Here is a 24,348-nt window from a genome sequence, read left to right as displayed (position 1 = left end):
CCTTCCGTTTAACATCAAGGACAATGCCATGTTGGAACGAAGCAACGAACTCAACGCCTGGGACCGGGATCATTTCTTCCATCCCTCCACTCATATGGGCATGCACGCACGTGGCGAGGCGCCGACGCGGGTGATCGGTAACGGTGAAGGCGTCTACATCACCGATACGAGCGGCCGCTCCAGTCTCGATGCCTTTGCCGGACTTTACTGCGTCAATGTCGGCTACGGCCGGCAGAAAATCGCCGATGCGATCGCCGAACAGGCAAAGAGCCTTGCCTACTATCACGCCTATGTCGGCCATGGCACGGAAGCATCGATCAGGCTGTCGAAGACGATCATCGACCGCGCGCCAGAAGGCATGAGCCGCGTCTACTTCGGCCTTTCCGGGTCCGATGCGAACGAGACGAACATCAAGCTCATCTGGTATTACAACAACATCCTCGGCCGTCCGGACAAGAAGAAGATCATCTCGCGCTGGCGCGGTTATCACGGCTCGGGTGTCATGACAGGTTCGCTAACGGGGCTCGAACTTTTCCACAAGGCTTTTGACCTGCCCCGCGCGCCCATTCTCCACACGGAAGCTCCTTATTATTTCCGCCGGCCTGACCGCTCGATGGACGAGGAGCAGTTTTCGCAATTTTGTGCCGACAAGCTGGAGGAGATGATCCTTGCCGAAGGTCCGGAAACAATTGCCGCCTTTATCGGCGAACCAATCCTCGGGACAGGCGGTATCGTTCCGCCGCCCGCCGGATACTGGCAGAAGATCCAGGCCGTGCTGGAAAAGTACGATATCCTGCTGGTTGCAGATGAGGTGGTGACCGGTTTCGGCCGCTTGGGCACGATGTTCGGCTCGGACCACTACGGCATGAAGCCGGACCTGATCACCATCGCCAAGGGCCTCACCTCGGCCTATGCACCGCTTTCCGGTACGATCGTTTCCGACAAGGTCTGGCAGGTGCTCGTCCAGGGCTCCGATCAGATGGGGGCGATTGGTCATGGCTGGACCTACTCCGCACATCCGATCTGCGCCGCCGCTGGGATTGCCAACCTGGAACTGATCGATGAGCTTGATCTCGTGAGGAATGCCGGCGAGACCGGCGTCTATTTCCGCTCGGAACTGGCAAAGGCCGTCGGCACTCACAAGAACGTTGGTGAGGTGCGTGGAGACGGGTTGATGGCGGCTGTTGAGTTTGTTGCAGATCGGGACGATCGCAAATTCTTCGATCCCTCGCAAAAAATCGGTCCGCAGGTGGCCGCTGCACTGCTGGAGCGCGGCGTGATCGGCCGCGCCATGCCGCAGGGCGACATCCTCGGTTTTGCGCCGCCGCTTTGTTTGACCCGGGGCGAGGCCGATACTGTGGTCAAAGCTGCCGCCGAAGCCATCGACAGCGTCTTCAAATCCATCTGAAGGAGTGTGAGATGACCGTTGTTCCGAAGACGATGGCAGCCGTACAACTCGTTGGTCATGGCGGGCTCGACAAGCTGGTCTATAACGAATCCGCTCCTGTCCCGATGCCGGAAGCAGGCGAAGTGCTCATCAAGGTCACGGCCTGCGGCATGAACAACACCGACGTCTGGGTCCGCCAGGGCGCCTACGGCACCGAAGACGACCCGTCGGCCGTCTCCACGTGGCGCAGGAAGGGCAATACGCTGACGTTCCCGCGCATCCAGGGGACGGATGCTGTCGGCCATATCGTCGCGGTTGGCGCCGGCATCGACGCAAAACGGATCGGCGAGCGTGTGATGGTCGATTTCTCGATCTATAATCGCGAAGACGACAGCCTTGCCGACATCGACTATATGGGTCACGGCCGGGATGGCGGTTATGCCCAATACATGGCGCTGCCTGCGCAAAACGCCCATATCGTCGATACCGATCTCACCGACGTCGAACTTGCAACCTTCTGCTGTGCCTACCTGACCGGAGAACGGATGCTTGAGCGGGCGCGGCTTGCTGCGGGCGAACACGTGCTGGTGACGGGGGCATCGGGCGGTGTCGGATCGGCGATCATCCAGCTCGCAAGAGCGCGCGGCGCAATCCCGATTGCGATAGCTGGTCCTGGCAAGGAGCAGGCTGTGCTGGACATCGGCGCAGAAGCAGTCGTCACACGCGGCGGCGATGATCTCGTCGAAGCCGTCGATCGGGCATCAGCCGGCCGGCCGATCGACGTCGTGGCCGATCTCGTCGCCGGATCGATGTTCAACGATCTTTTGAAGATCCTACGCCCCGAAGGCCGCTATACGACGGCCGGTGCGATCGGCGGGCCGGTGGTTCAGCTCGACTTGCGGACAATGTACCTGAAGCAACTGGAGTTGCATGGATCGAGCCAGGGTACGCGCGCCGACTTCCGTCGGCTCGTCCGCTATATCGAGGACAAGAAAATCCGGCCCCTGGTCGGCGGCGTCTATCCGCTATCGGATTTCCATCGGGCACAGACGGACTTCATGGCAAAGAACTTCATCGGAAAGCTCGTCGTCGTCCCCGACTAAACGAGATTTGCGGTCTGGACCCGGCGCCGCAGCTCTCGCTCTCGGCGCCGGCCGCTCCAATTATGATTTGCCCGCAGCGCTGTCACATGGCCGGGACGAATTTCCAAAACACTCCTTCCTGGCGATCCGTATAATACTTGAACTCGCACTCAAACTTCCGGCCGTAGGCTTTGGCAGCCTTCAGGCATTGGTCGCTGACGGGGTTCATCCCTGTATCAGGGGCAAACCAGTCCTCAAGCAGATCGTCCGGCACATACGTACCGATGCGCAGCGGAAGAGTGGCGAGTACAACGTCCATTTCATTTGGCACCATGATCAAAGCCTCCTTTTCGGATTAACCGCGGTCGGATGAACCGGTTCCATGCTGCCTTCCACTACATCCCGCAGACCGCATCATGTCAACGAAACCACTGCCCAGACCGGCTTTGGCGGGCACCTTTCGACACTCCTCTGGACCGTTGCGGCGTTAGCAGGCGACCGCCGGTGACATCAGCGGTGCCAAGCGACCGTACCAGCCTGAATTCCTGATGTTACCATGGCCTAAACCACCGCGAATACGCTTCGAGAAGCCGAGAACGTGCTGCTCCATACCGCCGTCGATAATAAACTCGAAACTGTCTTCCTCGAACTGCTGGAATTCCCCATAGTGACCACCGGTTTCTCGGCCGTCACATTCAAATTTAGCCGCATCATGTAATCACAAACGAGATGGGTACATTAAGACTTGAATAAGGTGTATCGGCCGCGATGACGTATCTGAAAAATGGAATGCTAATCGCAGCCGTGATGCTGGCTGCATTGATAACGTCCTTGCCGCCGGCTTTTGCCAAAGATTGTGAGCAAGAAACGTTCGAGGAGGCGCGATACATTGTCTGCACCCTGGAACCGGGGAAAGCTGACCTGCGATTGTTCTGGAAGGGCGTGGATGGCGAGCCTTACCGCTATTTCTCGAGCGTCGCCGAAGCCGTGGGGAAAGAGGGACGAGCGCTGACATTCGCGATGAACGCAGGGATGTACCGCGCCGATTTTTCTCCGATAGGACTTTATGTCGAGGCGGGCCGAGAACTACGACCCGCCAATACGGCCCGAGGTGAAGGCTCAGCCGGTCTGCTGCCAAATTTCTATAAGAAGCCGAACGGCGTATTCTTTTTTGACGACACAAGGGCCGGAATACTCCCGACAGATCAATTTTTGAAACGTCGGCCCAAGGTGCGGTTCGCCACCCAGTCTGGTCCAATGCTTGTCATTCAGAACAAGCTGCACCCGGCCTTTATTTTAGGGTCGACAGACCGAACCCGTCGGAGCGGCGTGGGCGTCTGTGGCGGTGGCACGGTTCGCCTTGCCGCAAGCGAAGACATGGTGAATTTCCACGATTTTGCGCGCCTGTTCCGCGACCATTTGAAATGCCCCAATGCATTGTTTCTCGACGGCGGACGAGGTGTGGGGATTTACAATCCGAAGATGGGCCGCAATGACAGATCCTGGCATGGCGGGTTCGGTCCGATCTTTGGAGTTGTAGAATAACCCCACGAATGGCTACGACAATGAGCGCGGGAAGGTCATCATCGACCCGGGCCGCCGGGGCGGTTGGCCGCCAAAATTGAAGCCAGCCGATCTGAAAAGCAGGCGGTGCGCTCCTGGCCGATCCGGAGATCAACCTGGAGGACGTGGCCCGCCGCCTGGATATCTCGCCGGCGACGTTTGCCGATATTCCCGCTGCTGGCTCCAGCATGGGGTTAGCCGATTACGCAGATAGGAAAGGGTCTCGGAACGCGCTGCACAAGCGCTATAGTAAAGAGGCCTCTCTATCTGCGGGGAGAGTACGCACCGTCGTCGCTCGGACGCCCGCCTTGCCCGCTCGCTACGGCGCTATGGGAGCGCCCTCGTGACGCTGCTCGCGGACATTGTGACGTACGCAATCGCCAGCCGATAAAGCCTTCGCCCGCGCGCTGATGGTCAACCCCTCAGCGTGGGAGCGATGGGGCAATGGCGGTGATAGCGATGGCGTTAAGGGTTATGTTCCGGCTCCGGAAGTCGACGGCAGACACAGCCGATCGGCAGCCCAACACGGCCGCGGGAGATCAGAGCTGTATTCGTATCATCCTGAACATGACCCAGGTCCTTGCTGGAATTCTCTCAGGGCTCGATCGGAGGAAAATCAGGGGGCTTGCCACTAGGCAGCAAGCGCCGCAGCCATCCTGCGCAACTCAGGCATCATCTGCGGCTCTTCAGGTTCAACAATCTCCGAGCCAATATCCATCACGATGGACTTGACCAACGTTGTCTTATTCAACGCACTTTTCTTGACGAGTTCGTCAAACTCGTCGCCAACGCGCGGGGTTACCTTCATCGAAAGCCGTTTTGACGGGGCATCGTGCCAGCTTTTCCACTTCGCTCGATGAACCTCCGCGTTTCTGCGAAGCCGCTCGACCAAGGAATCATCGTTTACAGACCTGTGCACGAAGTACGCTATCAGCGATTTTCGCAGGATCACGCCAGCTGAAGGATCAATCCGATAGGACGCTAGGTCCAACATATCCATAAACGGCGCAGCCATAACCACTTCCAGGGGCCTACAGGCAATCTCGCGAGCAACCCGGATTGCTGGCGTCGACTGCGGCGGGATAGCCACAACAGTACCACACTCGTCGCAGGTAGCCGCCATGATCTGCTTCGCCACGCCGATCCCACTCTCGAAAGGCACATCGTGGTAGTCGAAGGTCGTCGTAACGACTTTCCGGCACTTCTCGCAGAGCGCCTTGCTCTTATCTCCAGCATACCAGATTTTCATGTTCGCCTACTTTGATGGATGTACACTTATGAAGACCGTATCCGGGTCAACAAATAGAACTTTATGTACCATCCATCTCGCTTGAGGATGTGGACTTCAATGCCCTCGAATTCATGGTGTTCAGAACTCGCATGATGAGTGCCATCGCATCTGTCGATGATCGTTATCAGTTGCTCGGGGGAAATATCCCCAGTCATCAAGGCATTCTTGTCCTCGATGTTCCCACGTGCTGCTGCTGATAAGTACCTTCCTTCAGTGCCCTGATGACGCGATACCTGACGCCCCTGAAAGCCATTTCTTCCTCAAGAAACGAAGTTCTTCGTAAAGTTCAACAAAAAATGCGTTCTGCGCTGCCAGTGCATGTCATCAAGATGATTAACTGTATGGCAAAGTCGCGTGCGCAGGCGACGGGCAAGCCATGCCTTGCCCGTTCCCCCGTTGCCCATAACGAGAATCCGCTCGAAGGCTGCTGATGCGTCTTCCATTGCCGCCTTTTCATTGGGCTGCACAGATGAGATTTTTACGTGTTTTTAGCGGGAGATATCGGGTGGCTGCAAATCAAAATTGAAACCATCATTCTGAAGCGGTTGCGGTCGCGCCCGTCCGAAAGCCGGATTGCGCCTCGGCACTTACGGCGAAGCCGCGATAGACCAAGCCTCCTGGGTCCGCTTGGAGACGGATGGAGCGATCCCAACTCATTGAGGTACCGCCGAGGATCAGCATTGCGGCGGCACCTAGCGTTTCATCTATTCCGTTGCCGACCGGTCAGCCGGCGGCCCGCATTTCCGCCTGTGGCTGCACATTCTGGTTCATGCGGAACAGATTCTGAGGATCGTAGTGCCGCTTGATCTCCGTCAGACGTTTGTAGTTGCCGCCATAGGCCGCTTCGACGCGATCGCTTTCATCCTCCGGCATGAAGTTGATGTAGGCTGTGCCGATGGCGTGCTTCTTCGTTGCCTCGAAAAGCTCGCGTGCCCAGCCAATGCACGTGCTGTCCATCGATTTCTCGCGCCAGCGCGCATGAACGTTCATAACGAAATGCGAGTTGCGCTGTGGAAAAGCCGTATCCTCCACCGCGATGCGGCCCGCTGCACCGCCCACATGGCCAATGAAGATCTCACATTCCGGCCCCGGAAGCTTGCGAACGGCATCGAGGAGAACTGCAATCGTCGCATCCGAGAGCTCTGCGAAATCCTGGCTCTTCCAATAATTGCGCGCGCCTGGCGTCAGCAGCGGGTCGAATGCCTGTTGCCAGGCGGCAAAAGGTGTCGGGCCGACAACATCAGCAATCGGATTGCCGATGTCACGAAGCGCCGCGGCAGCGACTTTTCCCGCTTCGATGTCGCCGCAATGGCACATGGCGAGTGCAAGGATTTCCCTGCCGTGCCATTCGGCGGGCAGGAAAGGCAGCGGCGGTGCCTTGCGCATGACCGCCCAGCATGTGAGTTCGTCCGGCGCCGTTTCGAGCACCTGGCGATATTGCCTGAGCACCATTTCCGCGTCGGCAAAAGGATGGACGACCAGACCTGCCAGAACCTCGCCCGGCAGGTCGTGGAGCCGGAACTCAAAGGAGGTTACGACGCCGAAATTGCCACCGCCGCCGCGTAGCGCCCAAAACAGATCCGGCTCTTCGTTCTCGCTCACGCGTACCAGCTTGCCTTCAGCGGTTACGACCTCCATCGAAATGATATTGTCGATCGTCAGCCCGAACTTGCGTGTAAGCCAGCCGAAACCGCCACCAAGTGTCAGTCCGGCAATGCCGGTCGTGGAATTGATTCCTGTCGGTAGAGCCAGCCCGAAAGCCTGTGTTTCGTTATCGACATCAGCAAGCGTTGCGCCCGGCTCGACCCGTAAACGCCGTGTGCCCGGGTCGACCCTTACCGATTTCATCGGCGACAGATCAATGACCAGGCCGCCTTCACAGACGGCATTGCCGGCGATGTTGTGCCCGCCACCGCGGACCGCCAAAAGAAGATTGTTTTCGCGCGCGAACCGGACGGATCTCATAACGTCGGCGGCACCAGCGCAGCGCACGATGAGACCCGGGCGCCGGTCAATCATCCCATTCCATATGGCCCGCGCCTCGTCGTAATCGACGTCCGTTCCCGTGAGCAATCTGCCGCGCAGACCTGCCGCGAAGGCATTAAGTGCAACGTCCGTCATGGCCGTTTGGCCCTTCTGCAGGGTCGTAAGGTTCAAGTTGTCCATGATTTCCTCCCCAAAGCGGCAGAGCCCCGTTCCGCCGTGGCAGCATCTTGCGCTTCGTTCCTTTGCTACGCAAGATAATGCTAATAGACATTCCTGCCGGGACCCTTCACAAGCTGGGTTTATTGCTTTAGAAGCGCTCCCGTAATCCGGTCGCAGCCCACCCGGTCAAAACAAGGGATCCGACATTATGAAAACCATCGTCATCTGCTCCGGCGGATTGGACTCCGTTTCGCTTGCGCACAAGGTTGCCGCGGAACACGAACTCATCGGCCTTCTCTCCTTCGACTACGGACAGAGGCACCGCAAGGAACTCGATTTCGCGGCTGCATGCGCCAAACGCCTGAATGTGGCCCATCAGATCATCGACATCAGGAACATAGGCAGCCATCTGACGGGATCGGCGCTGACCGACGACATCGATGTTCCGGACGGGCATTATGCCGAAGAGACGATGAAGGCGACCGTCGTACCGAACCGCAACGCCATCATGCTTGCCATCGCCTTCGGGCTTGCGGCGGCGCAGAAGGCCGATGCGGTCGCAGTCGCCGTGCATGGCGGAGACCACTTCATCTATCCGGACTGCCGGCCAAGCTTCATTCAGTCCTTCCAGGACATGCAGAATCAGGCGCTCGACGGCTATGCCAGCGTTTCGCTCTTTGCACCTTACGTCACCGTCTCGAAGGCCGAAATCGTGACCGATGGCGCCAGGAACGGAACTCCGTTCGCACAGACCTGGTCGTGCTACAAGGGCGGTTCGCGCCACTGCGGCCGCTGCGGCACCTGCGTCGAACGGCGCGAGGCGTTTCATCTGGCCGGCATAGACGATCCTACGGACTACGAGGACCCGGATTTCTGGGTGACCGCAACCGCGGGCTTTGTTGCTGAAGAGGTGAAATGATGTTCCGCATCACCAAGGAATTTCATTTCTCCGCCTCGCACCGGCTCACAAGCCTGCCCGCCGACCATCAATGCGGCCGCCTTCACGGACACAATTACGTCGTGGAGGTGGAACTTTCAGCAGCAACCCTCAACAGCCACGGATTTGTCCGCGATTACCATGAGCTTGCGCCGCTGAAGTCCTATATTGACGAGTCCTTCGACCACCGGCACCTGAACGAGGTCCTCGGTCATGATCAGGTGACGGCTGAGTGTCTGGCGAAGCATTTCTACGATTGGTGCAAGGATCGCCTGCCGGAAACCTCGGCCGTGCGCGTCAGCGAGACGCCGAAGACCTGGGCGGAATACCGGCCATGACCGTCGCCCGCAAGGCCGAAATCCGCGTCAGCGAGATCTTCGGGCCTACCATTCAGGGGGAAGGTATCTTGATCGGCCTTCCGACCGTTTTTGTCAGGACGGGGGGCTGCGATTACCGTTGCTCATGGTGTGATACGCTGCATGCCGTCGACAGCGAGTATCGCGATCAATGGCGTGCGATGTCGGTCGACGATATCTGGCAGGAGGTCTTGCGGCTTTCGGGCAACAAGCCGCTGACGGTGTCGCTATCAGGAGGTAATCCGGCGATCCAACCGCTCGGGCCGCTGATAGAACGCGGACACAGCGAGGGTTTCCGTTTCGCGCTGGAAAGCCAGGGCAGCATTGCCAAGGATTGGTTTGCCGATCTCGACGTTCTTGTCCTGAGCCCGAAGCCGCCGTCAAGCGGCATGGAGACCGACTGGTGCGCGTTCGAGGCCTGCCTGAAAATGGCTGCCGAAAAGCCGCAGCTTGCGCTGAAGATCGTTGTGTTCGACGATCGCGATTACCTCTTCGCCCGGACCGCCGCGGCACGTTACCCGACGCTTCCCGTTTATCTTCAACCCGGCAATCATACGCCACCCCCGCCCGCAGACGAAGACGCAAGCGTCGATATCGATGGCATCATGGACCGGATGCTCTGGCTGATCGACAAGGTGACGGAAGATCGGTGGTTCGAGGCGCGCGTGCTGCCGCAACTACATGTGCTGCTGTGGGGCAACAAGCGCGGCGTCTGACGATTCCTTCGGGCACGCCGGAGATGGCGACGCAGGGCTCAGCCATTCGTCGCCGATCCCGAGGCACAAAGGACATCAATCAGCGGAAGCGCGGCTGTTTCGGCGAGACGTTCGCCCGAATCTCATGAAGGGGTGCGTTCTTGCCAAGCAACCGCAAGAGCTTGCGTTCCTCTGCCGGATCAACCCCAAGTTTCTTGCAGTGATCGGCAACGTCACGATCGTGCGGGCCTGGCACATGCACCTGCCTGTTGTTCATATTCTTCATGGTCATTTTCCTCCTCGTGAGGATAACGCCTGACGATCACAAATCGTTCATTAGTCCGCTCTAAAGTTGACAGGAACGCCTTTCGACGAACTCAACCTCATACGCTTATACGCGTTCGAAAAACGGCGTTTTCGCGCAGGTTGCGGTTAGTCCGGCCTGCGAAACGCCACCGGTCGCAGTAGAGACGCGCCACGACGACGAACTGGCCGACGCATGGGCAGAGGCATGGGATCGAGGAGATTCGTGGAGGGACGGGCTATCCAGCGGCCTCTTGAGGCTGCCTGACAAAGGCACGAAAGCGCTCGGCAAAGCGTTGGGATCGCAGATGCCCGATTTGGAGAAGATGAGAGCTGATGGTCGTTCCGAATGATTTACCCGGTCTTGCGAGCCTGTGCTGGAACAGAAACCCGGCGCAGCCCATCGATCGCGAAACCGCGTGGCTGCTTTACCGCGCCAACTGGCGGTTCATCTACCAAGACGAACTGACGGCCGAGGAAATCGACTTGATCGAAGGCCTTGAGGCCGAGTTCGGCAATGGCGAACGGCTGCTCGGCACGGAAGGGCCGCCGCCTCCGTTCGCCCGTAAAGAGATCACACCGGAGGAAGCAGCCGAAATTCTTGGCACTGACCTCGTGCTCCTAGAAAGGCGCATTGAGGCAGGGGTGCTTCCGTTCCGAGAGATCGACGGCCAAATCAAGTTCAACCTCATGCACGTTCTCGATTTGAAGAGAGTCGAAGACGCGCAAAATAAACTGATGCTCGAAGCCAGCCAGATCATGGAAAGTATCGAGCCGCCCAAACCTCGACATTTGATCGACTGTCTCATAGCTGAACTACTCCCGGAGCATTCGTCTCCAGCTTCCGAGCGTCGCCTGCTCACCGAATAACTGGTCTCTAATGGTCTTCACCACTTTTCCGTCGCGGTCGACTGAACGCACTCATCAAGAGCGAGCTGCTCGCTTCGTGCTCGATTGAAATCTACGCAGCCATAAACGACTGCCCTATGCTTGAGCCACGCTGTGCACAAAAGATCGTCAGGAATGGCTGGTCGGTAGGCGAAGTTCGCGCGGGAGGGGCCTACAGTTTCTCAGCTTGCCCACTTGCCCTAGCTGGCGGCAAGGTCCGCGCTGCGGCTGTTAAGGACACGTTTGCCGACCGGCAGTTTCTGGCGTCCAAAAAAAGCGATAGCGGACATTCGGTCCAGTAGGTCCGAGGTCCTGACTGACCCGTAGGCAGACGCTTGCCGATGGCCGGCCAACGTCTGCACTGGACGTGGAAGCTGACGTCGCGTTGCTCCCGCCCGAGACATAAGGCGGGAGACCGCAACTTATTGTATCAAGCCGGCAGCGGCTCGTGGAAACGGCGCCAGCCATTTGCGCTGATTGCACCGGCAACGATCTCGCACCCGTTCGGCTCTAGGAAATGGGTGAACCCGGCGCAGCGTTCGCCGCGACTTGGGGTGTCCTGGTAAAGCGCCAGCGCTTGGTTGTCTTTCCGGCTGCCATCGGTCGAGACATACAGGCTGAAAGCCCGCCGGCGCTGGCAATCGCCGCACCGGTCACAGAGACATTCAGGAACTTGCGGCGAGACAGCACTCGGCTTGAAGCTGCCGATCCGTGGTTCACATCATCATCCTTATCATGGTCTTTTTCCGAGAGCAGCGGATACCAATCCGCTCAGTTTCCGGTGGCCAATCGTCACTCGTCGCAACTGGCTCAGGTGGTCTTGAGCGTGCCGTTCATCCCTTCCGGATAGAAGCCGCCCTTGCTCACTCCGTCCTTGTCGGTGAGGTAGACGATCCGCAGCACCTCCTGCGGCGTTCTGGTGAACGCGATCGCATCGGGCGTCGAGGGAACGATGTTGGCTTTTCCGTCCCCCTGGATCCCCTGGTCCTTATCGTCTGATCCGTCGATTTTGTCTCGGGCATCGGAGACAGCGTTGGCGGCCTTCCAGGCTTCCTCTCCCTTTCGGTATAGCGTAGATCGCGCCATTCCCATGTGATAGGCCTCGACCGCCAGGATGCCTGCGACTGCGGCGAGGAAGTCCTTGTTTTTCAGCACTGTCGCCGCACCGGCATAGGCGGTGACGCCGACATCCTCGAACAACATCCCGCCGAGAACGAAGTTCGTCTCGTTGCCGAAGGGGTCGAAGTCCGGCCCGAGGCCCGCTGCTTCCGCGACGGCTTTGAAGCCCGCACCGAAATCGATGGCCGGCCGGTCAACCGCGTTGGTTCCAAGCGTCTTGCGGTAGAAGCGGACGTGCGCGAGTTCGTTTTCCGCGACTTCCTGCATGAATTCGCCGATGGCGGGCGTCTCGAACGAGACTTGCTTTCCACCAACGACGTCGCCGGGTTTCGAACCGGCATCGGCTGCGGCGATGCCCATTCCGGTGGTGCCGCGGAGGTAGTATTCAGCCTCCATATATTCGAGGTTGAGCGCAAAGCGGAAAATGTCCTCGTCCGATATGTCCTGTGCCAATACCGGAGAAGGCCGCGCGATTCCGCTGAGTGCCGCTCCGGCACCGAGTACGATAAGTCCCTGAAGCGACTGACGCCGGGATAGGTGAAGTGCGCCCTGCATGGCGGTCTCCTATGTTTGTTGATTCAACACCGCTGTCAGCACCGCGGCACCGAATGCATTTTGCCTGACGATTAGATGGTCCGGGCCGCCAAAATATTCCCGTGTCCCGCTACAAAGGCCCTGCGAAAGGAGCCGGCGTAATCTCGGCGTGGACGGCGTCTACGTGCGCTCAGTCGCCGCGTTCAACAGATGAGTATCCTTTCGAACCAGGCGGATTGCGAGCCGATCGAGGACTGATTGCGCGAGGCGGTCACAACGAGCGCCAGCGAAGAGAAACGTATCCGTGAACACGGTGGCGAGCTTGTCCCGCAGCGCCTCGCGGAGCAGCCGGCGTGCGCGATAAAGACGGGTGCTCACTGTCTGAGGTCGCAATGCCAAAAGAAAAGCCGTTTCCTCAATGCTCATTTCCTCGACGTCCCGCATGACAAAGACGATGCGAAAGGGCTCTGGCAAGTCACCGACGGCTCGCTCCAGGAGGCCGCGGATTTCAGCGAGAGCGGCCGCCTCTTCGGGATCAGGCTTGTGCGCGCTGAACGGAGCGACCATGGCTTCGATGGCTTTCGCGTCTACGGCGGGTCGCCTTTTCCGGCGGCGTCCCAGCGCCTCGTTCAGCGCGATCCGGGTGAGCCAGGTCGACAGCCGCGCCTCCGCGCGGAATTCGGCAAGATGGTGAAGGCGTGGATATAGGTCTCCTGAAGTACGTCCTCCGCCTCGGTGTCGTCATTCAGGACGGCGCGGGCGACCCGGTGAAGCCGCTGATTGTGACGCTTGATGATTAGCCAGAATGCGGCGGGGTCACGCTGTCGCGCGTGTTCAACCAGCCCCGCGTCGTCAAGGTCCTCGATTCTCACTGCCTCGGTGGATCCGCTCGGCTTCATCATAGGCGCTCCAGATGCATCAGCTTACTATGAGATAAGCGTTTTCCGGCTTTTCGGTCTGCGGCCAGGTGGAGACTTGGGACTCTAGCGGACCAGAGGTCTGCTGACCAAGTAAATCGGACTTGTTGCGGAGCAGTTCCATCTTCCGGTTTCGGCGCTGAGACTTCCAGCGTGGTCGCCGGCGATGCCTGCTTTCAGGAAGCGGCAAAGATGATCTCTACAGCCGACATGAGGCGCGAAGAAACTATTTCGGCGTTGGGGCCGCAGAACGAACCCGCTTCGCGGGAGGGTGCACGCGGCGAGGTAGCGGCAAGGCCTCTGTCGTTGCAGCTCGATTGAGCGCGGTCCGGTTCGGGTGGACCATCTTGGCTCCTTTCAACCCAGAGGAGCCGAACAATGACGCCGATCCTGCCCGATACCCCTGTCAGTCCGCTACGCCAGCGGCTGATCGACGACATGAACATGCGCCACTTCTCAATGGCGACGCAGCGCAACTACATCCGCGACATTGGACGCTTCGCGACGTTCCTCGGGCGATCGCCGGACACGGCGACTGCGGACGAGCTGCGACGCTTCCAGATCGAACAGCACGAGGTCGGCATTCCCGTGCCGACCATGAACAGCATCGTGTCGGCATTGCGCTTCTTCTTCACCCACACGCTCGACCGGCCTGATCTCGCGCGCCGGCTGGTTCGTGTGAACCAGCCCCGCAATCTGCCGGTCGTGTTGAGCCGTGACGAGGTCGCTCGTCTGCTCAACGCGACGACTTGCCTCAAACACCAAGCTGCGCTGTCGGTTGCCTATGGCGCGGGCTTGCGCGTCGCCGAGGTCTCGGCGCTGAAGGTCGCCGATGTCGACAGCGAGCGCATGCTGCTGCGCGTGGAGCGCGGCAAGGGCGGGCGGTATCGCAACGCCATGCTCTCCGCCGATCTGCTCACTCTTCTGCGTCAGTGGTGGATCGTCGGGCGTCAGCAGGGTGTGATGCACCGCGACGGCTGGCTGTTCCCGGGGCAGCACCCGTTGAAGCCGATCAGCACCCGGCAGCTCCATCGCATCGTCGTCGAGGCTGCCCAGGCCGCAGATATCGCCAAGCGAGTCGGCCCGCACACGTTGCGCCACAGCTTCGCCACCCACCTTCTGGAGGACGGCACCGATATCAGGGTCATCCAGGTCCTGCTCGGACACGCCAAGCTCAACAATACGGCCCTTTACGCAAAGGTGGCGACCCGAACGGTACGTTCCGTGATCAGTCCGCTCGACAAGCTTGGCCTCTTCAAGATGGAAGAGATATCGCCCGACGGCTGAGCCGTGCACGCCTCGATCGAGGTCGCCGACATCTTCCGCGCTGCCGGGCCCGCCTACCGGGGCGCCCGTGAAGGGCACCTCAGCCTCGCCCAGCTCAAGGTCATGTCCGCGATCGAACACTGCCGCACCGCAGCCCTTGGCGGTCACCTCGAGGCCTGCGAGGATTGCGGCCAATGGCGGATCGCCTACAACTCCTGCCGCAACCGGCACTGTCCGAAGTGCCAGGGTGCTGCCGCGCGCACCTGGCTTGCCGAGCGGGAGGCCGACCTCTTGCCGGTCGGCTATTTCCATGTCGTCTTCACGCTGCCCGCCGAGGTGGCCGACGTCGCGTTCCACAACAAGGCGCTGGTCTACGACCTGCTGTTCAAGGCCGCATCGGAGACAATGCTGACGATCGCCGCCGATCCGAAACACCTTGGCGCCCGCATCGGCATCACCGCCGTGCTCCACACCTGGGGCTCGGCGATGACGCACCATCCCCACGTGCACATGATCGTGCCCGGCGGCGGCATTGCCCTCGACGGGAACCGATGGATATCGTCGCGCCCTGCGTTCCTTCTGCCGGTGCGCGTGCTTGGCAAGCTGTTCCGCCGCCTGTTCCTCGCGCGTCTGCTCGCGCTGCACGACGCCGGCCGGCTCGCCTTCTTCGGAACGGCGGCACATCTGACCGACCGCCGGGCATTCGTGCGGCACCTGTCACCGGTGCGCAAGAAGCACTGGGTGGTTTACGCCAAGCCACCCTTCGCGGGACCAGAAGCGGTACTCGCCTATCTGTCGCGCTATACGCACAGGGTCGCAATCTCGAACACTCGCCTCATCCGCTTCGACCGGAGCGGCGTCACCTTCCGCTACAAGGACTACCGCCGCGATGGCGCGGGCCGGCAGCAGATCATGACGCTTGCCACCGACGAGTTCATTCGCCGCTTCCTGCTCCATATTCTGCCAAAGGGCTTCCATCGCATTCGTCACTACGGCTTGCTCGCCGGCGCCGCCCGCAAGGACAGTCTCGCACGCGCTCGCGAACTCCTGAACGTCGCTGCGCCGCCCGATCACGATGCAGCGGACGAACTGGCTGACGTTCGCCCGCCATGTCCCTGCTGTGGCGGACGCATGATCATCATCGAGGTATTCGAACGCTGGAGGCAGCCGCGCGGACCACCAGACAGGACGACGACGAACCGGGAGACCACCCCATGACCCGGCATGGTTCGATTCACTCTCCAGCCAAAGGCCCCCAGCCTCCGGTGCCAAACCCACGTGCGTCCATGGTGATTATCGATGCCAAAAGCGCCGTGTCCGGCCGGGAGCCGAACCGACAGCGGTTACGGCATCCCGAACAGCAGCCAAAAACCGAAATCCCCATAACCATCACCCGTGGCCCGCGGGTTCCTTCCTCGGCGACTTTCGTACGCCCGTCGGCGCCCGAAACTCTTCACGGGAGCGGGCTGTCCGCTTTCAAGGCCCGAACTGCAATAGCGGCCATTCAGATCAGAGGCAGGCAGCTCCGCCAACGCGGTCATTGCGACCTGTTTGCCATGCGCGCGATGCGCGAAATGAACGTGACCAAGCAGGATTAGCTGCCTTCACACCCTAGTCGAAAAGCAAGAAAGGGGCTGGATGGCGACGCACCGGCCTTCTTCCAAGGACTTTCGAAATTGAGCCGAGCGCCCCATGGGGGGCTCGTGCTATAGTGCGTGCCTTAAAACTGGGAGAAAGGTACGAGTCCGTGGGCCAGCCCCAGGTGGAACGCAGACTGGCAGCTATTCTGGCTGCCGACGTCGTGGGCTTCAGTCGGCTGATGGGAGTCGATGAAGCCGGAACGGCGCGTGCGTTGCGGGGCCACCGCGAAGCCATCTCGCCGATTATCACAGACCACGGCGGTCGAATTGTAAAGACCATAGGCGACGGCGTGCTACTGGAGTTCCCCTCGGTCGTCGCGGCCGTCGCGTGCGCAGCGGCCATCCAGAAGTTGATGGCGGAGCGAAATGCGGTGGCACCCGCCGATCAACGGATGCTGTTCCGCATCGGAATCAATCTCGGCGACGTCCTGATCGAGGGCGATGACATTCTGGGAGACGGTGTCAACGTGGCGACCCGGCTTGAGGAGATTTCCGAGGCCGGCGGAATCTGCATCTCCGAAGACGTATACCGACAGATCGATGGCAAGGTCGATATTAGTTTTGCCGATATGGGCTTGCACCACCTTAAGAATATCGCGCGCCCGCTGAGGACCTTCCGAGCGCACCTCGAGCAGATCATCCCGTTGCGGGCGCCTGGACCCGCGTTACCGGACCGGCCATCGATCGCAGTACTGCCGTTTGGGAACATGAGCAGCGATCCAGCACAGGACTATTTTGGCGACGGCATCGTCGAAGAGATTATCATCGGGCTGTCGCGCATTCGCTGGCTCTTCGTTATCGCCCGCAATTCCAGCTTCACGTACAAGGGGCGCGCTGTCGACGTGAAGCAGGTCGGGCGCGAATTAGGCGTGCGCTACGTGCTGGAAGGCAGCGTGCGCAGGGCGGCCAATCGAGTGCGCATATCTGCCGAGCTTGTTGAGGCCACGACGGGCGTACATATTTGGGCGGATCGCTTTGAAGGGGAACTGGAAGACATTTTCGAACTGCAGGACCGAGTAACCTCGAGCGTGGTCGGCGCCATCGGACCGAAGCTCGAGCAGGCTGAGATCAAGCGGGCCAAGCACAAGCCTACCGAGAACCTCGACGCCTACGATTACTTCCTGCGGGGCTTGGCAGCCTTGCATTGCTGGAGCCGAGAAACCAACAATGAGGCTCTGCGGCTCTTTTACCGCGCCATCGAACTCGATCCGGAATTTGCTGCGGCTTACGGCATGGCGGCGCGCTGCTATTCTCAGCGGAAGGCAAGTGGTTGGATGGTCGATCACGCGCAGGAGGCTGCCGAAACCGAGCGGCTGGCCCGGCATGCAGCGGCCCTGGGCAAGGATGATGCGGTGGCGCTCTGCACCGCTGGAATCGCCTTCGCGTATGTTCTTGGCGCACACGATTATGGCGCAGATTTATTGCAACGTGCTCTTGGGCTCAATCCCAATTTGGCCTCAGCATGGCTGTTCAGCGGGTGGGCCAGGATTTGGCTTGGCGAACCGGAGGGGGCAATCGATCATCTCACGCGGGCCATGCGGCTGAACCCACAAGACCCCCAGATTTGTAATGCGCAAGCCGCAATGGCCGCCGCCTACTTCTTTGCTGGCCAATACGCGGATGCGTCATCATGGGCGCACGCGGCCATTCGTGAGCAGCCGGTCCACTTCATCGCAACCTGCGTCGCTGCAGCAAGCCACGCACTGGCTGGACAAGCTCCAGAGGCCACGGAGGCGATGACACGATTGCGTCAGCTTGATCCCGACTTCCGCCTCTCCAGCCTCAACGATTTCTTCCCCATCCGGCGACCGGACGACGCCGCACGATGGGCCGATGGTTTGCGAAACGCAGGCCTGCCACCGTGACGGCTCATTTCGCTATGCGAGAAACCTGACCGTAATTCGACGATGTCGCGGTCATGCCGGCGGGTAGGGCTGCGAGGACTGTCGCTTTATTTTTAAATGTAAGACTCGTTGGCCAATGATTTCAATTGGTTGCCGTGCCACTTAATTTGGGATTTAGCAGTTAATGTGAGATTTTGACTTGGCTTTTGGGAGATTCAGGCGATCGAGATAATCGATGGTGCCTTGGCAAATTGACGCATTTCCTGATGAAGTCGATGAAGCGCTTTGGGATGAAGCGTGCAAACGCGCAGACGGCATTCGGGAATTCCTGAAGCATCGAACTGGTCCGATGACCGCCGCAGACGTGAAACAACTTACAACTGAGCTCGACGTCAGCCGATCAACGGTTTACCGCCTTATCAAACTGCATACCGGTCGGCCCAGTGCGGCAGGATCGTATTGTGCAATACCCATTTGAGTTCTCCCTTCGGCCACCATTGGCCTTCAAGAAAACGAGGCGCCCCCCTGGTTCCCTCCGGATTGGCTCGGCGGACTTCTGCGCCGTTCGGCAACGCAATCACCGTCGCCGATCCCTGAAACCCGGCTGCGAACGATCCCATCATGTCGAGCATGGGTTCCATAAATGCCGAGAGGCTGGCGGCTCTACGTGCGTCTGCCCGGAAGTGGCCAGCTGAGCGGTCCTCTGAGTCAAATAGGTTTGGGCCTGCGGACTTAAATTCGTCGGCACGGGGATCACCTGCTCCGGCCGTTTAAGCGCTGTCGGATCACTTATCATAAGTCCTTCCTCCATGATTTCTGATTCAGCCGAAAGACAGGCGCCCATCTCGCTACTCTTGAAATGCCGGCACACTATGCTTCACGAAATTAGCTGCTGACTTTTCGCCCATCGCGTGATCGCATCTCTGGATGTAGGGGCCGGTCCAAAGAAGTGTTCTTGTTGCGAAATGTTCGAAACATAGACGCCCTTCTTGAAGAACAGAAACATCTGGATCAGATCGTACCCAAGCTCGGAAAACAGCTTTACCGGGCGCGCGAGCAAGCGGAAAACCAGCCAGGGCACAACCCGCACCTTGAGACGTTTCTTTATAACCTCGGAGACGAGATCGGCGATCTCTTGCTGGCTCTTGGGGCCATCGCGCCAGCCGACATCGATCGTTTGGTTGTTCATCTCGCTACCAAGAAACGTCGCGGCTTTGGCGAGATATGACGCCAGATCATCTGTCAGAACATAGGACCATCTCGTGGTCTTATCGCCCAACGCCAGGAACCGGCCAGCTTTCACACCCTTCGCAATGATGTCTGAGCTTTGATCGAGAAATGTGGGGGCGCGGACAAATACATATGGCACACCGGAGGCCTTGATCAGATCCTCTGCCACTTTCTTGGCGTGGAAATGCGGCACTGCTGACGCAGCCTCGCAGCTGACGATGCTGAGAAAGACAAATCGGCCAACATTGGCTCTTGCTGCGGCCTCAATAAGATTCTTGTTGCCCTGGAAGTCCGTGTCGAGGCTTCCTTTCATGTAACTGTTAGCCGAGCTGACGACGACGTCCACGCCCTGCAATGCACGATCCAATGAAGCTGGATCCATCATGTCGCCGCGCACCCATTCGACATCGGCGCTCTCATTTGAGGGCGCGCCCTTACGCGACATCGCAACGACGGCCACATTCGCATCATGCGCGAGGTTGCGGAGAATCTTGGCTCCGAGAAACCCTGTTGCGCCGACGACCAAGACCTTCTTTTTCGCCGTCGCGCTTGAACTTGCGGTCTCGGCAAGTGCCTTATTATCCGAGGCAGTGGAGGGATGGGGTGATTGAGTCAATCTAATCTCCTGTCATGGTCTGGCATCGGTTCTGGCGCTCAGGGCGGGGTAATCGATGTAGCCTCGCGCGGTACCGCCGAAGAAGGTGTTATGGTCTGGCTCGTTCATCCCGCATCAGCCTTCAGCCGCGCAACGAATCATCTGACCAACAGTGGATTCATTAGGGTCTCCATTCGTTGGAGTTCTTGTCCACTATTCCAATCTCGGGATAAATCCAGCAGAATTGAAATCAGTTTTCCATCTATGGAGCAATCAGATGAGTCATTTGAACGACATGGCGCTGTTCGTGGAGGTCGCTAGAGCCAGGAGCTTTCGGAAGGCCGCGGAGGCTCTCGGCATCCCAAACTCTACTCTGTCGCGACGCATTAGCGAACTGGAGAAGGCAATCGGCTTGAGGCTCCTGCATCGCACGACGCGCAAGATCGAGCTCACCGAGGCCGGCCAGCTCTATTATGAACGAAGCAAGCGAATCGTTGACGAGGCACGGCTCGCGCACGAACAGCTCGGCGCGATGCTTGAGCAGCCCAGCGGTGTCCTGCGGGTTTCGCTCCCAGTCGACCTCGCTATTTTTTACCTCACACCGATCATCGGCGATTTCGCGCGGCACTATCCCGGCATCACGTTCGAATTCGACCTGACCCCACGCCGTGTCGATTTGGTGGCCGAGCCGTTCGATGTGGCGATCCGCATAGGCAAACTGGAAGATTCCAGTCTGATCACTCGTCTGATCGGGCGGCATTCGCGCCACCTCTATGCGTCTCCTGGCTATATTGAAGCTTCAGGCGAGCCCGCCACACCGGCGGACCTGGCGAAGCATGAATGCATCGGCATGCTGCGGAGCCCGACCTGGACTTTGCACCAGGAGGTAAACAAGGTCGATGTCGCCGTTCGCGGCCGCTTCACGCTCAACAGCGTCGGGATGATCCGCGCCCTGGCGGTCAACCACCAGGGCATCGCCCTGCTTCCCGAGAGGATCGTCGCCGAAGACTTGGCCACTGGCCGGCTCCGACGCATCCTGCCCGAATGGCAGGGGTCGACGGTCAGCATTTACGCCGTCACCGAAACTCGCCTTATTCCAGCCAAGACCCAGCGGTTCATCGAATTCCTGTCCTCCACGCTGATGGAAGCTTGAACCTGGAGGTTCTTATGGAAGCACGCGGGATCGGCAGCTTTCGGATAGTTGCGGTTTTGATGGTCTAAGACCGGAATAAGGGCGCATAGTTGCCATAGCGCTCCACGGTCGGTGGCATTTGATATCGAGTACCGGAACACTTGATCCGAATCACGGTGCAGCCCGATGATGGCAATGGCTTGCTCAAACCTTCACAGGTGATGGTCGACCGCACCATGACCGTACCGCGATCAAAGACAGGCGCAGTATTCGGCAGGCTGGATTCGAATACGATGGCAAATAGTCGACGCGGCGATGGCCCGGTTCTTCGGTTTAGGAAGCCGCGGCCTATGACGAACAACGGCAAGGGAAGGTCGTGTCTCAAGACGACAGCGCGGTCGATGCGGCAAGGGACGCGGTCGACGATCGAAAAGAACGGCGCACAGCTCGGCGCGGAAATAACCATCATCGGCAAAGCGTAAAGGCGGAATTCGACAATGAGAGAATCCGACAACCCCTGGAATATGGCTCTGATTTGGACGGATCTTTCAGGACCTTGCCACGGCCGCCGAGCGACTGGGCGCCACACGAAAGCGTGATAACTGACCAGTATTTTCGTCAATGATCAGTAAGTCTGCCGTCAGGCCCGCGGTACGCCCGCCGGCCGCAGATGCTTTCTGAGCGCAGCGATGCGGAAAATGGCGTTTGCCGCACCGTATCCCCGATAACCGCGCCTTTCGACAATCTCGAAGAACAGACCTTCACCGTAGGTAGGACTGTAGAGCTGGAAATATTCGCCATGCTCGTCGCGGTCATAGAGGATGTTGTTCGCCTTCAATCGTTCCGCAAATTCCGCGTCCAGACCGAAACGGGCTTCCAGGTCGTCATAATAGTTCGGCGAGATCGCAAGGGATACGAAGCCGTTTGCGGAAAGGGCGGCGGCAGCGGAAAAGATATCCTGCGTTTTGAAGGCCAGATGCTGGATGCCGGAGCCGAAGGTTTCGGCGATGAAGTGGCCGGCAAGTGTGTTACGGTTTTCGGCACCGTTCATGGTGATGCGCAGCGACCCGTCGGCATTTTCTATGGCCTGGCTTCTCACTATGCCGGACGGATCGATGATGTCGACCATCGGCGTCTTATGAGCATCGAGGATCGATGTGTAGAACAGCAGCCAGGTGAGCAATTCCTCATATTTCATGGTCTGGGCTATGTGATCGATCGACTGCAGCCCGACAGGCTCAGGCGCTGCCGTGTCTTCGACCGGATCGAACTCGATCTCCCATATGCGGGCAAGCTCCGTCTTGGGGTCGAGGAAGTAGAGGATGCCGCCGCCGACACCGCGTACGGCCGGCATCTCGATCTCGCCAGCATCGAGGGGTTGCCGAAAGCGCTCGGCGCCCAGGGCCACGGCGCGTTCGACTGCCGCCTTCGCATCGTCGACCATCAGGCCGGCAGCATAAGCCGTCGTGCCGTGGACTGCGTATGACGCGCCGGCAAAGCCCTTCTGCTCGGTATTGACGACAAGATTGATACCGCCTTGGCGAAAGACTGTGACACTCTTGGTCTTGTGTCTCGAAACCTTTCGAAAACCGAGGCTTGCAATCAACCTTTCGAGTTGCGGCGCTTCGTCCTCATCGACCGTGAACTCGACGAAGGCAACACCTTCGACGGAGGCGCGCGGCGGCATCGCGGGGACGGGCAAGGAGCTTTCCGGCTCCTGCCGCTTTACCTGATCGCCGAGATAGATCAGAGAGCGCCGGCCATCGACTGCGATTGCTGTGGGCGAGCCGCCGCGGAACTGATCGTTGAAAATCTCCAGCGACAGATACCCATCGTATCCGGTTGCCGCCACGGCTTTCATGAAGTCCAGGACCGGCAAGTCGCCCTCGCCAGGCATGTTGCGGAAATGCCTGCTCCAGAAAAGCAGATCCATGTCGATCAGGGGCGCATCGGCAAGCTGGATGATGAAGATCTTTTCTTTCGGGATCGAGCGGATCGAGTTGACGTCGATCTTGCGCGACAGCGTATGGAAGCTGTCGAGGATAAGGCCGATGTTGGGATGGTCGGCACGACGCACGATCTCCCAGGCGTCGCGGTGATCGTGAATGTGCCGCCCCCAGGCCAGCGCCTCGTAACCCACCCTCAGCCCGCGTTTTGCCGCGCGCTCGCCAAGTTCATGAAAGTCGGCCGCGGCTCTGTCGAGACCGCCAAGCGATGCCGGCGACACATTGGAGCAGACGAGTACCAGATCCGTGCCCATTTCCTGCATGACGTCGAATTTGCGCTCGGCACGATCGAATGTGCGGCTGCGAAGCGGCTCGGGCATTCCCTCGAAATCACGGAACGGCTGAAATAATGTGATCTCCATCCCGAGATCACGCACCATCTTGCCGACCTGACGCGGGCTTTCATCAAAGATGAGGAAGTCGTTTTCGAATATCTCGACGCCATCGAAACCGGCCTTGGCGATCGCTTCGAGCTTGTCGCGGAGATCGCCGCTCAACGATACGGTCGCTATAGACGTCTTCATCGGCCTGCTCCCTTGTGCTGTCGAATGGAGGGTTATTCGGTCATGGCCTTGAAATGCGCGAGCATTCGGGCTGCATCCGGCGTTCGTCCTGTCAACAGACGAAAGGCGCCAACGGCCTGGAAGACCGCCATGCCTCCGCCATCGAGCGTCCGGCAGCCACGATGTTTGGCTTGCCTCAGCAGTTCGGTCTCCAAGGGGAAGTAGACGATCTCGGCGACCCAGTGCCGTTCCTCAATCAGTTCCGGCGGCAAGGGGGTGCCCGGATACTTCGTCATTCCGGTTGGCGTTGCATGTATGAGGCCGGCGGCCTGCCCCATCTCGGATGCCAGATCCCTTCCGGCGATGATGGAAGCAGCGGGAAAGAGCCGCGCCATCGTTTCCGTCAAGGCGGCAGCACGTTGCGCTTCGCGATCGAAGACGGCCAACCTCTGCAAGCCAAGAAAGAGCATTGCATAAGCGGTCGCAACGCCTGCGCCGCCAGCGCCGAGCTGGACGGCCGAAGAAAGATCGGCGTCCGGCAGCCCGCGACGGAAGCTCTCGGCAAAGCCCCACCAATCGGTATTGTGTCCATATCGCCGCCCATCCTTGAAAACGACGGTATTGACGGCCCCGAGCGCCCGCGCCTCGGATGACAGGTCGTCCAGGCAAGAGATGACGATCTGTTTGCAGGGATGGGTGATGTTGAGGCCGGCAAGGCCTTGAGCTTCGGCCTCGGTCAGAAGTTTCGGCAGGTCGGCTGGCGAGGCGCCGATCCGGTTAAGGTCGATCAGTTCATACTCGTAGTTCAGACCCTGGGCGGCACCCTCCTTCATATGCATGGCGGGTGTCAGCGACGCTTGGATGCCGGCGCCGATCAGGCCGGCCTTTAGCGGTCTTATGATTGTTTCGGCCATC

Annotated in this window: 22 protein-coding genes and 3 pseudogenes; 14 read left to right on the top strand and 11 right to left on the bottom strand. The window is 59.4% G+C overall.

The window, feature by feature from the left end; all coding sequences use genetic code 11:
* The first annotated feature begins 28 nt into the window (after positions 1–28).
* Entirely contained in the window at positions 29–1,408 is a 1,380-nt protein-coding gene (locus ACZ9DP_RS03005; protein ID WP_476200179.1) for an aminotransferase, read from the top strand.
* Positions 1,409–1,419: 11 nt separating this feature from the next.
* The gene (locus ACZ9DP_RS03000; protein ID WP_476200178.1) at positions 1,420–2,490 is read left to right on the top strand and encodes an alcohol dehydrogenase family protein; all 1,071 of its coding nucleotides are present in this window, start codon (positions 1,420–1,422) and stop codon (positions 2,488–2,490) included.
* An 82-nt stretch (positions 2,491–2,572) separates the two neighbouring features.
* Here the strand turns inward: ACZ9DP_RS03000 and ACZ9DP_RS02995 are convergent, their stop codons facing one another.
* Positions 2,573–2,806, bottom strand: coding sequence for a hypothetical protein (locus ACZ9DP_RS02995; RefSeq protein ID WP_167378059.1), 234 nt, complete (start codon positions 2,804–2,806; stop codon positions 2,573–2,575).
* Between the two features lie 431 nt (positions 2,807–3,237).
* Here ACZ9DP_RS02995 and ACZ9DP_RS02990 point away from each other — a divergent pair, with 431 nt between their 5' ends.
* Complete coding sequence (locus ACZ9DP_RS02990) at positions 3,238–4,014, top strand: phosphodiester glycosidase family protein (RefSeq protein WP_476200177.1); 777 nt, start codon at positions 3,238–3,240, stop codon at positions 4,012–4,014.
* A 649-nt stretch (positions 4,015–4,663) separates the two neighbouring features.
* On the opposite strand, the gene ACZ9DP_RS02985 is transcribed toward ACZ9DP_RS02990, so the two are convergent.
* The 3 genes from ACZ9DP_RS02985 to ACZ9DP_RS02975 form a co-directional block, all read right to left on the bottom strand.
* Complete coding sequence (locus ACZ9DP_RS02985; RefSeq protein ID WP_476200175.1) at positions 4,664–5,281, bottom strand: hypothetical protein; 618 nt, start codon at positions 5,279–5,281, stop codon at positions 4,664–4,666.
* Between the two features lie 302 nt (positions 5,282–5,583).
* Positions 5,584–5,790: an ATP-binding protein gene (locus tag ACZ9DP_RS02980; protein ID WP_476200173.1), complete on the bottom strand. Its 207-nt coding sequence runs from the start codon at positions 5,788–5,790 to the stop codon at positions 5,584–5,586.
* Positions 5,791–6,046: 256 nt separating this feature from the next.
* Complete coding sequence (locus ACZ9DP_RS02975) at positions 6,047–7,489, bottom strand: FAD-binding oxidoreductase (protein WP_074072815.1); 1,443 nt, start codon at positions 7,487–7,489, stop codon at positions 6,047–6,049.
* A 187-nt stretch (positions 7,490–7,676) separates the two neighbouring features.
* Here ACZ9DP_RS02975 and queC point away from each other — a divergent pair, with 187 nt between their 5' ends.
* Genes queC through queE form a run of 3 tightly spaced genes read left to right on the top strand, consistent with a single transcriptional unit; the run spans position 7,677 to position 9,477 of the window.
* Positions 7,677–8,387: a 7-cyano-7-deazaguanine synthase QueC gene (queC, locus tag ACZ9DP_RS02970; protein ID WP_476200172.1), complete on the top strand. Its 711-nt coding sequence runs from the start codon at positions 7,677–7,679 to the stop codon at positions 8,385–8,387.
* Entirely contained in the window at positions 8,387–8,743 is a 357-nt protein-coding gene (queD, locus tag ACZ9DP_RS02965; protein WP_074073169.1) for a 6-carboxytetrahydropterin synthase QueD, read from the top strand. Before queC ends, queD begins: the two co-directional genes overlap by 1 nt.
* Positions 8,740–9,477: a 7-carboxy-7-deazaguanine synthase QueE gene (gene queE, locus ACZ9DP_RS02960; RefSeq protein WP_476200171.1), complete on the top strand. Its 738-nt coding sequence runs from the start codon at positions 8,740–8,742 to the stop codon at positions 9,475–9,477. The genes queD and queE overlap by 4 nt, the downstream gene beginning before the upstream one ends.
* Before the next feature lie 79 nt (positions 9,478–9,556).
* Here the strand turns inward: queE and ACZ9DP_RS02955 are convergent, their stop codons facing one another.
* On the bottom strand, positions 9,557–9,742 hold the full coding sequence (locus ACZ9DP_RS02955; protein WP_022712945.1) for a hypothetical protein: 186 nt from the start codon (positions 9,740–9,742) through the stop codon (positions 9,557–9,559).
* A 178-nt stretch (positions 9,743–9,920) separates the two neighbouring features.
* Here ACZ9DP_RS02955 and ACZ9DP_RS02950 point away from each other — a divergent pair.
* A pseudogene (locus ACZ9DP_RS02950) lies at positions 9,921–10,112 on the top strand (nucleotidyltransferase family protein); the annotation flags it as partial.
* A gap of 133 nt (positions 10,113–10,245) precedes the next feature.
* A complete protein-coding gene (locus ACZ9DP_RS02945; RefSeq protein ID WP_476200170.1) occupies positions 10,246–10,629 on the top strand; it encodes a hypothetical protein in 384 nt (127 codons plus the stop codon).
* Between the two features lie 828 nt (positions 10,630–11,457).
* Here the strand turns inward: ACZ9DP_RS02945 and ACZ9DP_RS02940 are convergent.
* Together ACZ9DP_RS02940 and ACZ9DP_RS02935 are read right to left on the bottom strand one after the other, a co-directional pair.
* Positions 11,458–12,321 (bottom strand): ferritin-like domain-containing protein, encoded by an 864-nt coding sequence (locus ACZ9DP_RS02940; RefSeq protein ID WP_476200169.1) that lies wholly within the window; start codon positions 12,319–12,321, stop codon positions 11,458–11,460.
* A gap of 159 nt (positions 12,322–12,480) precedes the next feature.
* Positions 12,481–13,202 (bottom strand): annotated as a pseudogene (locus ACZ9DP_RS02935) (RNA polymerase sigma factor).
* A gap of 393 nt (positions 13,203–13,595) precedes the next feature.
* On the opposite strand from ACZ9DP_RS02935, the gene ACZ9DP_RS02930 reads away from it, so the two are divergent.
* The 4 genes from ACZ9DP_RS02930 to ACZ9DP_RS02915 all read left to right on the top strand — a co-directional run bounded on the left by ACZ9DP_RS02930 (position 13,596) and on the right by ACZ9DP_RS02915 (position 17,988).
* On the top strand, positions 13,596–14,504 hold the full coding sequence (locus tag ACZ9DP_RS02930; protein WP_476200168.1) for a tyrosine-type recombinase/integrase: 909 nt from the start codon (positions 13,596–13,598) through the stop codon (positions 14,502–14,504).
* Positions 14,505–14,507: 3 nt separating this feature from the next.
* A complete protein-coding gene (locus ACZ9DP_RS02925) occupies positions 14,508–15,701 on the top strand; it encodes an IS91 family transposase (protein ID WP_476200167.1) in 1,194 nt (397 codons plus the stop codon).
* Positions 15,702–15,769: 68 nt separating this feature from the next.
* Positions 15,770–16,081, top strand: a complete 312-nt coding sequence (locus ACZ9DP_RS02920; protein ID WP_476200165.1) for a hypothetical protein — start codon at positions 15,770–15,772, stop codon at positions 16,079–16,081.
* 149 nt (positions 16,082–16,230) lie between these two features.
* Complete coding sequence (locus ACZ9DP_RS02915; RefSeq protein WP_028739320.1) at positions 16,231–17,988, top strand: adenylate/guanylate cyclase domain-containing protein; 1,758 nt, start codon at positions 16,231–16,233, stop codon at positions 17,986–17,988.
* A gap of 856 nt (positions 17,989–18,844) precedes the next feature.
* On the opposite strand, the gene ACZ9DP_RS02910 is transcribed toward ACZ9DP_RS02915, so the two are convergent.
* Both ACZ9DP_RS02910 and ACZ9DP_RS02905 read right to left on the bottom strand, forming a co-directional pair.
* The gene (locus tag ACZ9DP_RS02910; protein WP_194731990.1) at positions 18,845–19,813 is read right to left on the bottom strand and encodes an SDR family oxidoreductase; all 969 of its coding nucleotides are present in this window, start codon (positions 19,811–19,813) and stop codon (positions 18,845–18,847) included.
* 12 nt (positions 19,814–19,825) lie between these two features.
* A pseudogene (locus ACZ9DP_RS02905) lies at positions 19,826–19,950 on the bottom strand (alkene reductase); the annotation flags it as partial.
* A 119-nt stretch (positions 19,951–20,069) separates the two neighbouring features.
* Between ACZ9DP_RS02905 and ACZ9DP_RS02900 the strand changes: the two are divergent.
* Both ACZ9DP_RS02900 and ACZ9DP_RS02895 read left to right on the top strand, forming a co-directional pair.
* The gene (locus ACZ9DP_RS02900; protein ID WP_476200163.1) at positions 20,070–20,945 is read left to right on the top strand and encodes a LysR family transcriptional regulator; all 876 of its coding nucleotides are present in this window, start codon (positions 20,070–20,072) and stop codon (positions 20,943–20,945) included.
* Positions 20,946–21,274: 329 nt separating this feature from the next.
* Entirely contained in the window at positions 21,275–21,406 is a 132-nt protein-coding gene (locus tag ACZ9DP_RS02895; protein ID WP_022712966.1) for a hypothetical protein, read from the top strand.
* Positions 21,407–21,564: 158 nt separating this feature from the next.
* Here the strand turns inward: ACZ9DP_RS02895 and ACZ9DP_RS02890 are convergent, their stop codons facing one another.
* Both ACZ9DP_RS02890 and ACZ9DP_RS02885 read right to left on the bottom strand, forming a co-directional pair.
* Entirely contained in the window at positions 21,565–23,454 is a 1,890-nt protein-coding gene (locus tag ACZ9DP_RS02890) for a bifunctional sugar phosphate isomerase/epimerase/4-hydroxyphenylpyruvate dioxygenase family protein (RefSeq protein WP_476200162.1), read from the bottom strand.
* Positions 23,455–23,486: 32 nt separating this feature from the next.
* Positions 23,487–24,347: a shikimate dehydrogenase gene (locus ACZ9DP_RS02885; RefSeq protein ID WP_476200161.1), complete on the bottom strand. Its 861-nt coding sequence runs from the start codon at positions 24,345–24,347 to the stop codon at positions 23,487–23,489.
* Position 24,348: the final 1 nt, after the last annotated feature.

Source organism: Rhizobium sp. USDA 4016, from assembly GCF_056279705.1.
This window is presented reverse-complemented; position numbering and strand designations above follow the sequence as displayed.